At 70.1% G+C, this 14,235-nt stretch carries 14 protein-coding genes; 5 read left to right on the top strand and 9 right to left on the bottom strand.

The window, feature by feature from the left end; genetic code table 11:
- Positions 1–118: 118 nt before the first annotated feature.
- The 3 genes from CWT10_RS01650 to CWT10_RS01640 all read left to right on the top strand — a co-directional run bounded on the left by CWT10_RS01650 (position 119) and on the right by CWT10_RS01640 (position 4,665).
- Positions 119–1,570: a hypothetical protein gene (locus CWT10_RS01650; protein WP_103063755.1), complete on the top strand. Its 1,452-nt coding sequence runs from the start codon at positions 119–121 to the stop codon at positions 1,568–1,570.
- A 1-nt stretch (position 1,571) separates the two neighbouring features.
- Entirely contained in the window at positions 1,572–4,073 is a 2,502-nt protein-coding gene (locus tag CWT10_RS01645) for a UvrD-helicase domain-containing protein (protein WP_103063756.1), read from the top strand.
- A 310-nt stretch (positions 4,074–4,383) separates the two neighbouring features.
- Positions 4,384–4,665 (top strand): addiction module antidote protein, encoded by a 282-nt coding sequence (locus CWT10_RS01640; RefSeq protein ID WP_103063757.1) that lies wholly within the window; start codon positions 4,384–4,386, stop codon positions 4,663–4,665.
- 179 nt (positions 4,666–4,844) lie between these two features.
- Here CWT10_RS01640 and CWT10_RS01635 read toward each other — a convergent pair whose 3' ends face one another.
- From CWT10_RS01635 to CWT10_RS01615, 5 genes are all read right to left on the bottom strand, one after another.
- Positions 4,845–5,690: an alpha/beta fold hydrolase gene (locus CWT10_RS01635; RefSeq protein ID WP_158247680.1), complete on the bottom strand. Its 846-nt coding sequence runs from the start codon at positions 5,688–5,690 to the stop codon at positions 4,845–4,847.
- A gap of 1,142 nt (positions 5,691–6,832) precedes the next feature.
- Positions 6,833–7,126: a DUF6880 family protein gene (locus CWT10_RS01630; RefSeq protein ID WP_103063759.1), complete on the bottom strand. Its 294-nt coding sequence runs from the start codon at positions 7,124–7,126 to the stop codon at positions 6,833–6,835.
- A 63-nt stretch (positions 7,127–7,189) separates the two neighbouring features.
- The gene (locus CWT10_RS01625; RefSeq protein WP_128683226.1) at positions 7,190–7,486 is read right to left on the bottom strand and encodes a hypothetical protein; all 297 of its coding nucleotides are present in this window, start codon (positions 7,484–7,486) and stop codon (positions 7,190–7,192) included.
- A 47-nt stretch (positions 7,487–7,533) separates the two neighbouring features.
- A complete protein-coding gene (locus CWT10_RS01620) occupies positions 7,534–7,953 on the bottom strand; it encodes a type II toxin-antitoxin system VapC family toxin (protein ID WP_103063761.1) in 420 nt (139 codons plus the stop codon).
- On the bottom strand, positions 7,950–8,189 hold the full coding sequence (locus CWT10_RS01615; RefSeq protein WP_103063762.1) for a FitA-like ribbon-helix-helix domain-containing protein: 240 nt from the start codon (positions 8,187–8,189) through the stop codon (positions 7,950–7,952). Before CWT10_RS01615 ends, CWT10_RS01620 begins: the two co-directional genes overlap by 4 nt.
- A 219-nt stretch (positions 8,190–8,408) precedes the next feature.
- On the opposite strand from CWT10_RS01615, the gene CWT10_RS01610 reads away from it, so the two are divergent.
- A complete protein-coding gene (locus tag CWT10_RS01610) occupies positions 8,409–10,946 on the top strand; it encodes a DEAD/DEAH box helicase (RefSeq protein ID WP_103063763.1) in 2,538 nt (845 codons plus the stop codon).
- 188 nt (positions 10,947–11,134) lie between these two features.
- Here CWT10_RS01610 and CWT10_RS01605 read toward each other — a convergent pair whose 3' ends face one another.
- The 4 genes from CWT10_RS01605 to CWT10_RS01590 all read right to left on the bottom strand — a co-directional run bounded on the left by CWT10_RS01605 (position 11,135) and on the right by CWT10_RS01590 (position 13,200).
- Positions 11,135–11,920 (bottom strand): prepilin peptidase, encoded by a 786-nt coding sequence (locus CWT10_RS01605; RefSeq protein WP_233188248.1) that lies wholly within the window; start codon positions 11,918–11,920, stop codon positions 11,135–11,137.
- A gap of 149 nt (positions 11,921–12,069) precedes the next feature.
- The gene (locus CWT10_RS01600; protein ID WP_103063764.1) at positions 12,070–12,456 is read right to left on the bottom strand and encodes an Rv3654c family TadE-like protein; all 387 of its coding nucleotides are present in this window, start codon (positions 12,454–12,456) and stop codon (positions 12,070–12,072) included.
- Positions 12,453–12,836, bottom strand: a complete 384-nt coding sequence (locus CWT10_RS01595; protein WP_233188249.1) for a TadE family type IV pilus minor pilin — start codon at positions 12,834–12,836, stop codon at positions 12,453–12,455. Before CWT10_RS01595 ends, CWT10_RS01600 begins: the two co-directional genes overlap by 4 nt.
- A gap of 121 nt (positions 12,837–12,957) precedes the next feature.
- A complete protein-coding gene (locus tag CWT10_RS01590) occupies positions 12,958–13,200 on the bottom strand; it encodes a DUF4244 domain-containing protein (protein WP_103063765.1) in 243 nt (80 codons plus the stop codon).
- Between the two features lie 352 nt (positions 13,201–13,552).
- On the opposite strand from CWT10_RS01590, the gene CWT10_RS01585 reads away from it, so the two are divergent.
- Positions 13,553–14,122, top strand: coding sequence for a cyclophilin-like fold protein (locus CWT10_RS01585; RefSeq protein ID WP_128683225.1), 570 nt, complete (start codon positions 13,553–13,555; stop codon positions 14,120–14,122).
- The last annotated feature ends 113 nt before the right edge of the window (positions 14,123–14,235 follow it).

Here is a 14,235-nt window from a genome sequence, read left to right as displayed (position 1 = left end):
CGTCACCACCGGCACCGGCTACCTGACGGACTTCGACGGCCCCGAACGACTGTGGGAGCTGATCGTCACCACCGGCCGGCACCTGGAGGAATGCCCGTGCCGCGGTGAGGACGCCGCCATGTGCCACCGCTGCCTGCAGCCCCACGCGACATCCGCCGGGGTGACCCGCGCTGCCGCACTGCACGCGCTGCGGCAACTGCTGGCCATGGATGAGGAGGAGCTGTTCACCGACCTCGACCCGCACGTACCCACCTGGGCGGTGACCGATGAGGCCGTGCACGCCGGCGTCGGCGAGAGTCCCCTGGAGGCTAGCTTCCGCACCGTGCTGGCGCGGCGACTGAGCAAGACCGTGAATGTGACCACCGTGGCCAGCCCCTCCGGCGCGCCCGCGCTCGACCTGGACGGTGGTCGTTGGCGCATTCGGCCGCAGCTCGACGCTCACGGCACCCGCCCCGACTTCACCTGCCAGCGGCCGTTGGGGCGCTCCCCCATCGCCGTCTACACCGACGGCCGCGGCTACCACGCCAGCCTGTCCCATAACCGGCTCGCCGACGACGCCGCCAAGCGGGCCCGTCTGCGCGCACACGGCTACCGGGTCATCTCCCTGGGCTTTGAGGACCTGACGGACGCATGGGAGCCCACCTGGCTCGACGATCCCGCCGTCACCCAGTTGCGCACCGGGATGCCGCGCCCCACCCGTGCGGGCGCCGTCACGGAGCAGGCCCTGACCGCCTGGCGCGGCGGCCCCATGGAGCTGCTGGTGACCATGCTGCTGGACGACGCCGACGGCCAAGGCCCCACCGGCACGGCCCTCAGCGCCCTGGCCGACTCCGTCTGGAGCCCGCTCATCCTCGGCGCCACCCGTCACCTGCCCCTGGCCGGGGGCGCCGCCATGCGGTATGCGCCCGCCACCAGTCCTGACAATGACCCCCTCTGGGAGGCGCTGCGGGCGCTGCGCCCCGGCGACAGGCTCCCCGAACCGACCACTGCCTCCGCCCAGACCTCCTGCTCGGTATTCGTGGCCGATCACCTGTCTCTGGCAATACAGCTCACCGGCACCGCCACCACCGGCATGGCGCTCGTGCTCGACGACTCCGAGGAGGCCCTGGCCTCTCCGGTTCACGCCGAGTCCTGGCGCACCTGGTTGCGACTCAGCAACGTGCTCGCCCTGGCGCAGGCGCCCGTCACCATCACCACCACCTCCCTGGCCCTGACCGAGTTGCAGGAGCGGGCCGCCGCCGAGGCCGCCGTCAGCGGCAGCGGGGTCCCCGTCGAAACCATGCATGAACTCGGCTGGGACGCCGTTGACCCCACGCTCATGGCTGATGAAGTCCTAGCCCTGTTGCCCCACCTTGCCCGGGCCGGCATTGCCCGCGACGGCGAAGGGCAGGAGGTCGCCGACGGCGTTATGACCGAGCTGTCGTGGAAGGAGCAGCGGGTCGCCGTCGTCTACCAGCCGCTCGAAGGCGACGTGGCAATATTGCAGGCGGCCGGTTGGCGGTCCGTCGTCGCCGGGGATGATCCCGCCTCCACCGCCGCAGAAGTCTCCGCACTCCTGAAGGAACACTGATATGCCCGCAATCGTCTGGCCGAGCAGCAAGGTCAAGGATGCGACCGCCAAGGATCCGTCACTGCAGGCCAAGATCGGCCCGTTCCTGAACAAGCTCGCCGACGGCGCCACCAGCGCCGGTCTGCATGTGGAGCCCATCCGGAATGCTCGGGACCGGCGCGTGCGTACGGCCCGGGTGACCCGCTTCTACCGGGCGGTGCTGTTTGAGCTGAACGCGGATGCCGAGCCCGTCTACGTCTTCCACGGCATCTGGCCACACGACGATGCGATCAAGATTGCCGAATCCGTCACCGTCCGCATCAACCCCGCCAACGGCACCACCGAGGTGACCCGGATTCAGGACGCCATCGCACAGGGGGCCGACGCCGTCGAGCAGGCCCGGCGGGAGGCGCAGGCCAAGCTGGATGCCGCCCAGCGTGAGGCCGCGGAGATCGCGCGCGAGGCCGCCCGCCTCCAGGCCGCCAACGCCCAGGCGCGTCAGGACGCCGCTTCCGCCGCGGCGTCGGGATCGCCTGCGCACCCGGCCCCGGGGGCGGTGCAGGGCGGTCAGGTGGCGGGAGCCGGGGCCGCCGCAGGAACGGGGGCCGCCACTGCGCCTGCCCCCGATGCCGCGGCGACGGTCCTGGAGGACGCCGTCGTCGTCGCCAGCCGCGATGCTGCCCCCACCTGGCCGCAGGGCCTGAGCATTGAGGTGCTGCGCGACGAGCTCGGCATCGACGTCGCCCTCGCCGCCGCCGCGCTGGCAGCCAGCCGCGAATCCCAGCTGCTGGACCTGGCCACCACCGCGGAGGTGCCCTGGCAGGGGGAGGCGCTGCTCGCCCTGGCCACGGGCTCCACAATCGATGACGTCCGCGACGACTTCCAGTTGCGCCGCCCGGAGCAGGTGGCCGCCGACTCCTCCGACTCGGAGCTCATCGAGGGACTGCGCACGCGCGCCGCCCGCTCCTCCTTCACCTGGATCGAGAACGATGAGGACCTGCGCCGTGCCATCGACGGACTCACCTTCGCCCAGTGGCAGGTCTTCCTCCACCCGCAACAGCGAGCACTGGTGGACAGTCGCCCGAACGGACCGATGCGTATCTCCGGCGGTGCCGGGACGGGTAAGACCGTCGTCGCCGTGCACCGTACCGTCGAGTTGGCCAGGCGTGACGCCGCAGCCGGGCAGGAGCCGCACATCCTGCTGACCACCTACACGCGCAACCTGGCCGACGACCTGCGTCGGCAGGTCGCGGAGCTCGAGCCGTCGCTCAACTTCACCGAGCAGGTGGGACAGCCCGGCCTGATGGTCAGCGGACTGGACAAGGTGGCCCGGGCGATCCTCCAGCGGGCCGGTGCGGCCATCGCCGACACCGCCGCGCAGGTGCTCGGCAGGCGGCGCACGAACGTGCTGGCCGTGACCCGGAAGAACCTTTGGGATGACGCCCTGACCCTCATTGGCGATGACCTGCCGGAGAACCTGCGCTCCAAGGACTTCTTGGAATCGGAGTACGAACTGGTAGTGCTGCCGCAGCGAGTGACCACGCTCCAGCAGTACTTGCGCATCCGGCGGCCGGGCCGAGGCGTGGCGCTGGACCGGCGCAAGCGCGCGGCCGTGTGGAGCGTGATCGAGAAGTATCGGGACCGCAGTGCCGAACTCGGCGTCGCCTCCTTCGCCGAGCTGTTGGCGCTGGCCGCCGCCTGGCTGGACGCGCAGGCGGAGCGCGGAGTGCCCCGGCCGTACCACCATGTGCTGGTGGATGAGGCGCAGGACCTCACGCCGGCCCACCTGCAGCTGCTGCGCGCGCTGGTCGAGCCCGGGCCCGATGACCTGTTCCTGGCGGAGGACTCACACCAGCGGATCTACGGCAAGAAGATCACGCTCAGCCACTACGGCATCCAGGTGCGGGGCAGGTCGCGACGGCTGACGCGCAACTACCGCACCACCCGGCAGAACCTGGATCTGGCCTTCGAGATCCTGGAACGCGGCACGTTCGAAGACCTGGAGGGCCAGGCGGAGCAGCACCACTATGTGTCCCCGCGCTCCGGGCCCGACCCGCTGCTGCTACACGCCAAGGATCATGCCGCCGAACTCGATGATGCCGCGGCACTGCTGAACCTGTGGCTCGAGGAGGACCGCTACTCGGGGGCGGGCGCCCCGGAGTCCATCGCCATCCTGGTGCGCGACCGCTACCAGCGGGACAACGTCGTCACCGGACTGGCGCACCGGGGTGTGGAGGTACGCCCCGTGGAGCGTGAGGCGGTCGGCCGGGGCCGGCCGGTGGTTATGACCATGCACCGCGCCAAGGGCCTGGAGTTCCGCAAGGTGCTGCTCTTCGACGTGTCCGTGGAGGCGATCCCCCGGTCCCTGCGGGAGCAGGAGTACTCCGAGGCCGATCACGATGATGCGCTGCTGCGCGAGCGCTCACTGCTGTACGTGGCCGCCACGCGCGCCCGCGACCAACTGGCCATCTCCTGGTCCGGCCAGGCCAGTCCCCTGCTGGAAGGCGTGCGCGGGGCCGAATGAGTACCAGGCACCGGGGCGGCGCTACCGTGCTCGCCGATAGTTCCCCAGCCAGATCTCCAGCTCCTCGGAGCCACGCCGACGGATCTCCCTTCGGGCGACTCAGCACGAGCGCAACAGCGATTCCGACCTAATTTATGTCAGAGGCGAGGCCTACTGTGGCCGCGATGCGATTCGAAAGGAGGCGACGACATGACATACCGTATCCCAGAGGATACGATCTGCTCCTCGGGGGCAGCAAAGGAAGCCAACGCGCCGACATCAGCAAGGCACGCACGATACTCGAGGACCTCAGGAGAACAGGAGACTGGACATGAGCCTCATACGCCGGGACGCGGCCGACTACCTGGACGATGACGACGCGATCATCGCCTACCTGAACGAGGCCGCAGCGCAGGACGATCCCAAGCTGCTTCAAGCAGCCCTCGGCGATATCGCCCGCGCCAAGGGTATGAGCGGGATAGCGGAGCAGGTCGGCGTCGGACGCGAGTCCCTGTACAAATCCCTATCCGACACTGGCAATCCGTCCTTCCAAACGGTCGCCCGGGTGGTCCGCGCCCTGGGCGGTCGTATCACTATCACCACCGCGGCGTAGTCCCGGCAAGGCGAAGGTCTACCGATCCGTCTCGACCAAGTAACGTCGGCGCGACCACCTGCGCGCGACGTTCCAAGACGCCCGGCTGGGGCGCGCCCTACCGCGGCTCCTCGGGCCTTCGCTCTCCGCGGCGCCTCACAACGCGCGAGTTCCCCGCGAAGCCGCATTCACGCGCGCCGCTAGTCGCCCACCACGAAGGCCCGCACGCGGGCCGCCGCCTCGTGAGGCGCCTCCGACAGGATCAGGTGCGTGGTGTCGGGGAAGTCGTCGGCCAGGGTGAAGCCGCCGGTGACGTGGGCGCGTATGTAATCGGTGTTCACCGTCGAGTACAGCGGGATCTCGGGCATCAGGTACAGGAAGGGCACGTCGATCCGGTCCATCACCGGGCGCTGGTCGGTGCGGAACAGCGAGTACCACAGAGCGGCGAAGGCCAGCGGGTCAACCGACTCACGCATCGCCTCAATGGCCTCTTCCTCCTGGTCGGCCGGCAGGTTCTGCAGCTTCGGGTTCATGAGCGTCTTGGCTATGTACCACGAACCGTAGCCGCCGTCGTCGAACAGGCGGTCCAGATCGCGGTGGAAGTCCTCATCGGTCCACTCGCCTCTGCCGATGCCGCCCTTCCAGCCGTCGTTGCGCAGGTACGGCGACATGTCCGCCGCGACGATGCGCCGCAGGCGCCCGGTTCCATACTGGCCCACATAGCTGAAGATGGCCGCCGCCCCCATGGAGTGGCCGACGGCCGTGACGCCGTCCAAGCCGAGCTGCTCGACGACGTCGTTCAGGTCCTGCCCGAGGGTGCGCACGTTCAGGTGCATGCGGGCGCGGTCGGAATCGGCGTGCCCGCGCTGGTCGTAGAAGACCACCCGGTAGTCCTGATTCAGGTCGTCGATGAACTCCGCCAGGTCGTAGTGAGAGGAGCCCAGGCCGTGGATCACCAGGAGCGTCTCCTCCGCCGCGCCCGATTCCTTGGCCGACCGATCCTCGTAGTAGAGGCGGGTTCCGTCTTGCGCAACGATGTGTGGCACGTTCTTCCTCTCAGGTATTGGACTCTCAGGGACGCCAGCAGGACAGGCGCGCCCGGAGGGCGTCGGAGGGCCTCATGCTGCCTTATATGCGGCCCGACCCGCTATTGACCGCCCTCCGGGTGGCCCGGGGATCCCGGCTGATCGAGGCCGGATCAGCGGGATTCACCAGACCCGGGAACCTGCCCGGACTGGTAATCTCGATCCGGTTCGGAAAGACTCAACCCGCACGGGATCCCCACCGACGCCGTAGAACAGGTGCACGACGGTGTTGACCGGACCCTCTGGCCAACCAGGTTCTTCCGGCTTGGGGGTGTGGCGATTGACGGTGCGGGTCTCCGCGACGCCACGGTCTGCCGGTGCTGAGGCTGCGGGGCAGCAGAGTGTGTTGGGTACGCCCCTTCGGTGTTTACTACGCCTGTTAGACCTGTGCTGAAGGCTCCGGAGCCCTTCAACAGACACCTAACCGGCGTACTAAAGCCCTAACCGGCGTAGTAGACGGCCCCGGGCACCAATGACCGCCACCCCCGCCTCACAACCCAACGGCCCGCGCCGGGCGCCCCGGCACCGGCCGCACACCAGCCCCCGCCAACACAACTCCAAACTGGAAGAGCAATTAAGAGCCCAAGAGCTCCTGCCCCATCTCGCTTTCGGCGTCGTCGCGGTGTTCTGCGACGCCGGCCGGAGCCACTCTTACTCGCTCTAACGCCGGGCGTGAGACTACTTAAAAGTAATGAAGAGTTACCGTCGAGGCGATGCGGGAAGCACTCCGATCGCCGGACCGCCTTCACAGCCCGACCCGGTCGGGCTCCTAGCGGACGGTGGGCGACGCCGGAACCGCTCGCGCCGATCGACGAGCCACGCGCGGCAGCCCGCCACGCGGCTTCCCTCCGAAGCCGCATCATTAGACTCCGTCGCCCCGCCCCTGCCACGCCGTCGGCAGCCGCGGCCAGCACCTCATCCCGCTCCGCATCCTCCCGGCCCGTCCAGCCACCGACCGTGGTGAGTACGTCGAGCATCTCCGGCGCGGGCGCACGACGGAACAGGGCGCGAACCATGTCCAGCTCGTCCTCGTCGCGCCCTCCCTCGCGGTACAGCTCGGCCGCACGCAGCAGATCAATCCAGTACCCGCCACCTCGCCTGCGTCAGTAGTCCAGGTTGCTCATGGACACGCACCCCTCGTCGACCGCCCGGTCCAGGTAGGCCATTGCCTCCCGACGGCGACCCGCAGCAAGCAGCCGCTCGACGATCGCCCCGTACTCGGCGTGCTCGCCCAGGCTCAGCAGCTGGACGGCGCGGTCGACGTCGCCGTCGTGATCGGCTAGCTCCAGCAGCATCTGCTTCAGCTCAAAGTCCGGGCTCCTCCCCTCGGTCTCGGCTGCCGCCTCCGCCTTGGCCGCCGCACGCCGGCAGACGTTCAGGCCATCGTTCCCCAGCACCGGCAGGAACTCCGCCAGGGTGAGCGAGGGCCACCCGGAGGATTCCAGGCGGAACTTAGCCAGCTAGCGCCCAAGCTTGCCCGGCGCGGGCGGGCTCGCGCAGCAGGCGCGGGCGTAGAGCCTCACGGCACGCTGGCAGACATCGACTGCCACGCCGCTGGAGTCGTCAATGTTCCTCTCCAGCTGCTTGCGCAGGCGGGTGGTGTTGTGAAGTCGTGCGGGCGCCGCCGCCCGGGCGCCGTCAGCGATTCGAAGTTCGCCGACCGCGTCCACCAGGCCCGGGCCGCGCCCGTAGGCGGCCCCGTCAGCGGCTGTGGCAAGCGCCGCCTCGGTAAGCGAGCCGAGCGATTCGATGCGCATACGGTAATCGTGGCAGATGCCGTCTGAGGCGCCAACCGAACCGGTACTCATGCCGTCCACGGATCGATGAGTTTCAATCCCATTGGCTTGAAGTCGCGCCCATTCCGCGTGGCCAGTGTCATCGAGTGGGCATACGCGATTGCCCCGATAAGGGAGTCCATCACCGGCAGGGGGCGCCCTGTTCCGGTTGCCCGCGCCTGCAACTGCGCCCAGGCGCTTGCGGCAGCACCATTGAACGGAAGGATCCTGTCGCCGAAGAACGGCAGTAGCGTCTCCTCCAATCGGTACTGGAGCGTGTCTCGTCCTCGCCCCTCCGGCAGGGCCAAAACACCCCGCCGCAACTCGGCAAGCGTCAGGGCGGTGACGAACAGCGACTCCTGAGGCTGCCGATCGAGCCATTCAACAACCGCCGGCTCCGGTGTGCTCCGCAACGGCTCGGAGATGACATTCGTATCGAGAATGATCACGACAGATCCACCGGGGCATAGGGACTGCCGTCACGATCCACGTCGAGTTCCACAGGCCCAAGCTCATCGCGTATTGAAGTCAGCAGCGACCCAAGGCCGGGGTGTTCATTCGCGGCCACAGCCCGTCCCAGGATCTGCCGAATCTCGGCCTCCATGCTGCGACCATGTGACTTCGCCAGCGCCTTCAGTGCCCGATGGGTCTCATCGGGCAGGTTCCGAACCAGAACATCCGCCATGACGACCTCCTGCTAGCACTTTAGTAAAATGCTAGCAGGATGCTCATTATCACGACAACTCTTAATCATGAGGTCATCCCGGATGACGCGGGAAGCGATCTGCTCCCGGCGAGGGCTCGGCGCCCGTCCCGCTCTCCCCGCATCTGCGCCAAGCCAGTCTCACCCCGCCTGACCACCCGGCTGTCGGTTCCCGTCAGGCCCCTGCGGCACACTTGCCCCATGACCACCCAGCCGCACTCGCCCGCGCGCGACCTGACCGACCTGCTCGAAGGCATCGGCGCGCGCGACAGCCGGCTGATTCACCTGCAGCGCACCCCGGCCCGCCCCGGCCGCCACGGCGAGTGGCCCGCCTGGGCGGACCCCGACCTGATCGCCGCCTACGCCCGTCTGGGCGTGGACCGCCCCTGGACGCATCAGGTTGCCGCCGCCGACTCCGTTCACGGCGGCCACCACACCGTGCTCGCCACCGGCACCGGCTCAGGCAAATCCCTGGCCGCCTGGCTGCCCGCCCTCTCGGAGGTCCTGGCCGCCCAGCGCACCGGCACCGACTCGCGCATCTCGGCCTATGGGCGCCGCCCCACCACCCTGTACCTGTCCCCCACCAAGGCGCTCGCCGCCGACCAGGCCGCCGCCCTGGACCGCCTGATCACCGAGCTGGAGTCGGTTCAGCGCGAGGCGGGCGTCCCGGGCGGCTCCCTGCGCACGGTGCACGCCGCCACCTGCGACGGCGACACCCCACTTCCTGCGCGCGACTGGGCCCGAGCCCACGCCGACGTCGTCCTCACCAACCCCGACTTCCTGCACTTCTCGCTCCTGCCCGGCCACGAGCGCTGGAACCGCCTGCTGCGCTCGCTGCGCTACGTGGTGGTCGACGAGTGCCACGCCTACCGCGGCATCCTGGGCGCGCACGTGGCCCTGGTGCTGCGTAGGCTGCTGCGGCTGGTGCGGCGCCTGCGCCCGCACGGCCCCGAGCCGGTGGTGCTGTGCGCGTCAGCGACGGCGGCCGAGCCGGCACTAACGGCCGCCCGCCTGATCGGGGCGGAACCCGACGCCATCACCGCCATCACCGACGACGCCGCCCCCACCGGCGAGCACACCCTCGCCCTGTGGCAGCCGGCCCTGCTGGATCCCTGGGCCGCCTGGGAGAACTCGGTGGCGGCCCTGGCGCAGGCGAGCGACTTCCCCGCCGCCGACCCTCACCTGAACCGGCCAGAACCGGCCGGCCCGGACACGGCCGACCCGACGGAGGACCCGGCCGCCCGCCGCAGCGCCGTGATTGAGGCGGCCGAGCTGCTGGTGGACCTGCTCAGCGTGGGCGCGCGGGCGCTGGTGTTCGTGCGCTCACGCCGCAGCGCAGAGATTGTGGCCGAGCGCGCCCGGCACACGCTCGGCCTGTCACAGCCGGAACTGACGGACACAGTCGCCGCCTACCGGGGCGGCTACCTGCCCGAGGAACGCCGTGCCCTGGAGCAGAAGCTGCGCCACGGCCGACTGCGCGCATTGGCCACCACCAACGCCCTCGAGCTGGGCATCGACGTCACTGGCCTGGACGCCGTGATCATCGCCGGCTGGCCCGGCACCCGGGTGAGCCTGTGGCAGCAGGCGGGCCGGGCCGGGCGGGCCGGCAGCCGCGGGGTGGCGGTGCTGATCGCCTCCGACAATCCGCTGGACGCCTACCTGGTGCATCATCCCGAGCACGTATTCGCCGCCCCGGAGGCCACCGTCTTCGACCCCGCCAACCCCTATGTGCTGGCCCCCCACCTGTGCGCGGCGGCCTCGGAGTCGCCACTGCGCACCGACGACCTGCCCCTGTTCGGCCTGCCCGATGAGTCCCTCCTGGCGGAGCTGGCATCCCGCGGAGCGCTGCGACGCCGCCCAACCGGCTGGTTTTGGAACACCAGCCTGCCGGGCCGGGCGCAGGACCTGACCTCGCTGCGCGGGGACGGGCCGGCGGACGTGCCCGTGGTTGAGGCGGCCACCGGCGCCGTCGTCGGCACCGTGCCCGGGGCGTCCGCGGACTCCACCGTCCACCCCGGGGCGGTCTACATCCACCAGGGCCGCACCTATCTGGTGGAGGAGCTGACCGAGGAGGCGGCCGTCGTCACCCGCAAGACGGCGGTCGGCTATCGCACGCGGGCGCGTGAGCACAGCTCGGTGCGCATCGTCGCCGAGCGGGAGCGGCAGGAGTGGGCCGACGGCGTGGTGTGGGCTTTCGGCTCGGTGGAGGTCACCAGTCAGGTGATCGGCTACAGCCAGTTGGCCATGCCGAGTATGGAGGTGGTCTCCCAGCATCCTCTGTCCATGCCCGAGCATGTGCTGCCGACGGCGTCGGCGTGGTGGACGGTGCCGGTGGAGCTCACCGCCCGCGCGGGCCTGGAGGCGGCCGAGCTGCCGGGCGCCCTGCACGCCGCCGAGCACGCCATGATCGGGATGCTGCCACTGCTGGCCACCTGCGACCGCTGGGACATTGGCGGGTTGTCGACGGCGCTGCACCCGCAGACGCTCGCGCCCACGGTTTTCGTGCACGACGCCCAGGCCGGCGGGGCCGGCTTCGCCGAACGGGGTTTCAGGGCGGGGCGCGAGTGGCTGGAGGCGACGCTTGCGGTGGTTTCCGAGTGCGCGTGCACCGCCGGCTGCCCCAGCTGTGTGCAGTCACCCAAGTGCGGCAACAACAACGAGCCACTGGACAAGGCGGGAGCCATTGCACTGCTGCAACTGCTGCTGGATGCGAACCCCGACGGCGTTGCCGCCACGTAATTGCATCGGCGCTGGTTCACGCGGCGGCGCAGACGCTGCCCCGGGTCATGTGCCCGCAAACGTCGCCGCCATCGCGACGGCGTAGCTCCCTGCCGGCGGCATGGGCACGGCGTAGCCGTTTCGCACGGTCTACGGCCACGGTCTACGGCACACCCGCGTCGGCCGCCACCCCCGGGCCCGGCACGGCCTCAGACCACGGCCAGGAGCCAGGCCAGCCAACCGCCCGCGGCCAGGTAGGGACCGAAGGCGATCATGTCTTTGCGTCCGGCCCTACGGGTGAGCATGAGTCCGATGGCCGCGAATCCGGCAAGTACGAAGCCGAGCACCACCCCGGTGATCGCGAATTCCACGGCGTTGTATCCGAGCCACAGCCCCAGCAGGGCGCACAGCTTGACATCCCCCAGTCCCATGCCGGAGGCGGGGATCAGCCACATCACGAAGACCACCGCACCCACTGCCAGTGCGCACACCACCGCCCGGCCCAGCCGCCCGGACTGCTCCGACATCGGCGCAATCCCTAGCATGTTGCCAATTGTGAACACCACCATGACCGTCAGGAGCCACAATGCGGCGGGGCCCAGAAGGCGGTCGGGCAGTCGGTGGCAGACGGCGTCGACACTGCTGGCCACGCCGAGCAGAGCCACCACCGGGAGGGCGAGCGCGGTATCGAGCACCGCCCCATGCGCAAGTCCCCACGCCAGCGTCGTCGCACATAACAGGGCCGCCAACAGCCCCTGGGGAAGGGCGCGCAGCAGGCCACGGGAGCGTATGGGCACCTCAAGGGCGCTCGCCCGCTCATCCTGCTCATCCTGCTCGGTTGTGGGGCAGTCGCCGGCGGCTTCACCGCTTCCGGCCCGCTCCAAGCGGTCGACATAGCTGCGGGCGAAGCCGGAGGCGGGGCCAACGGCCACACCCACGGATGCGACGGCTATGACACAGTCCGCCACCACGGGTAACACGACAGCTGCGTTCACTATCCCACTCTCTCATGTCGCAGCGCACCGGCTCGGCCCCGCAGCGCCCCAATCGCCGGGGCATTCGCCCCTAATACGGCGCGGCGGGTCAGTGGCGGTATCCACGGCATGCCGCCACTGACCCGGCAGTGATGCGCCGCCCGCGATGGTTACAGCGGGTTGACCGGTCCGGCGCGGGCGGCGGCCTCGGCCCGGCGCGGTATCCCAACAATCCGTGCGGGAACCGTGACCGTCACCGTGACGTCCTCGCCGTCGATGTTGCAGCCCGCTACATCGCCGCCGTTGGCCCGGGCCACCCGCTGGGCGGTGACGCAGGGGTCGGCCGGGGCGAACACCGAGTTCAACGCCGTCGCCCCGGCCAGTGCCGCCAGGTCGGCGGCCGAGCGGGCCCGGCCACTGGCCGCCTGCGCCTGGATCAGCGCGGTGGCGCCGAGCGCCAGGCACAGGGCCACGGCGATTATGCCCAGCACCATTACCGTGCCGGAGCCCCGCTCGGCGTTAGGCGACCGGATGGGCGGATTCGTCGATCGAATCATGGCATCCCTTCCGCCGAACTCGGTTCGGTATAGGCGCAGGCGCGGGAACGGGCCGTAAGCCCCAGGCCACCCAGCGGGCCCGGAACCCGGCGGCTGACCGCCACGCAGGTGAGTTCACCGGATTCGACGCTGACCACCACCGGGCCGCCCGCGCGCTGGGCGGCGCCGACGACGTCGTTGGAACCGATCGCGGCCTGCCGGGCGGCAACGCGGGCGGCGTCGGTGACCCGCAACTGGGTGACGCCGGCACTGATGGTGGCCAGCACCAGCAGCAGCACAAGCACCACGGCGGGCATCGTCACAGCGAGCTCAGCCGTCACCATGCCGTTGTCGTGGGCGCGCAAACCGCGGCGCCGCGATGACCGGTCCTGCGTGCCCACCGGAAGGCCCCGCCCGCTCCGGGGCGGATACGACCGGGGCCGCGGCACAGGGGCAGCCGGATCGGCTCGGAGGTTCCCGGGCACGAACGCCCGCGGGCTTGGCGGTATCCACATGTCCGCCTCAGCCCACCGACAACGCCGATTCGATGATGCCCCGCAGGACGCTCGACAGGCTGCCGGACCGCATGATGGCCAGCAACAGACCGGCGAAGGCCGCGGCCGCAAGCGTGCCGATGGCGTACTCGGCGGTGGCCATGCCGGCCTCCCCGTCCGAGTCGGGCGTGCCGTCGGGCGCGCGCAAGGCCGACGGTTCGCCGTGGGCCAGGACCCAGGCGTTGTGCAGGGTCAGCAAGGTGTGCTTCATGGACTCCTCCTTGAGGGGTTGGAGGCGCGGCCGCCTTGGCCGCGCCCCGCGGGCGCCGTGCCCGCAACACCAGCGTCGGGCAAGCGCCCCGCCCGCGCATCTGGGCCTTTTGAGCTCTGTGGATTAGGGGTGCACGAACCGTGCCTGTGGATAGCGGTGATGCCGAGACGCGCCAGCCACAACCCTCCCAAACGCGAAGAGGCAGCACTCCGACGGCGCGGCGCCCACGCGTCATCTCTCCGGGTGGCACTGTCCGTGCCTTCCAGACGTGGCGCCGTCGACTTCATACTGGTTAAGCGCGGCGTCCAGGCTCCCTCCGCCGCCTGGCCCCGCCACAACCGGAAGGATCACCGTGTCATCGCCCGCCCACAGGCCGTCCCGCCGCCGCCTGCTTCAAGCTCTGCCCGTCGCCCTGACCTGCCTGGCGGTGGCAGCGTGCGCCTCCGGAGACGGCGGCACCGCGTCGTCGCCGGCGGCGGTTTCCCCAACAGCCACCAATCCCGGCCCTACCACCGACAGCCCACAACCAACCCAGGAGACCACCATGCCCGCAGCACAACCCGCCTCGATCCGCATCAGCCTCGGCGGCGCCCTCGACGGCACCGTCCTGACAGTGCACCTCGATGACAATGCCGCCACCCGTTCACTGCTCGCCCAACTCCCGCTGGAGGTGACATTCTCCGACTACGGCGGCCAGGAGCTGACCGCCTCCCTTCCGCAGGACTTGGACACCACGGGACTGGCCGCCAGCGCCCCGCAGCCGGGCGACGTCGCCTGGTATCAGCCGAACCGCGTGCTGGTCCTGTCCTACACGTCCATCGGCTCCTGGCCGGGTCTGTACGTGATCGGGCACACCGACGACGACGTCGCCGCCCTCGCCGGGCAGGCCAACCTCCCGGCGTCGATCACCCGGGCGCAGTGACCAACTGGTGGAGCCGCCAGCTAGGCGGGCAAGCGTTGAGGCTGCGGGTCAGCTGCCGGGGATGCGCCGTCGATATCGGCCCGGGAGGGCGACGGCGGCGCAATACTTAAGGG

The sequence above is a fragment of the Actinomyces qiguomingii genome (assembly GCF_004102025.1).
Lineage (GTDB): Bacteria > Actinomycetota > Actinomycetes > Actinomycetales > Actinomycetaceae > Actinomyces > Actinomyces qiguomingii.
The sequence above is the reverse complement of the archived record's forward strand: the minus strand, read 5'-3'. Positions and strand labels throughout refer to the sequence as shown.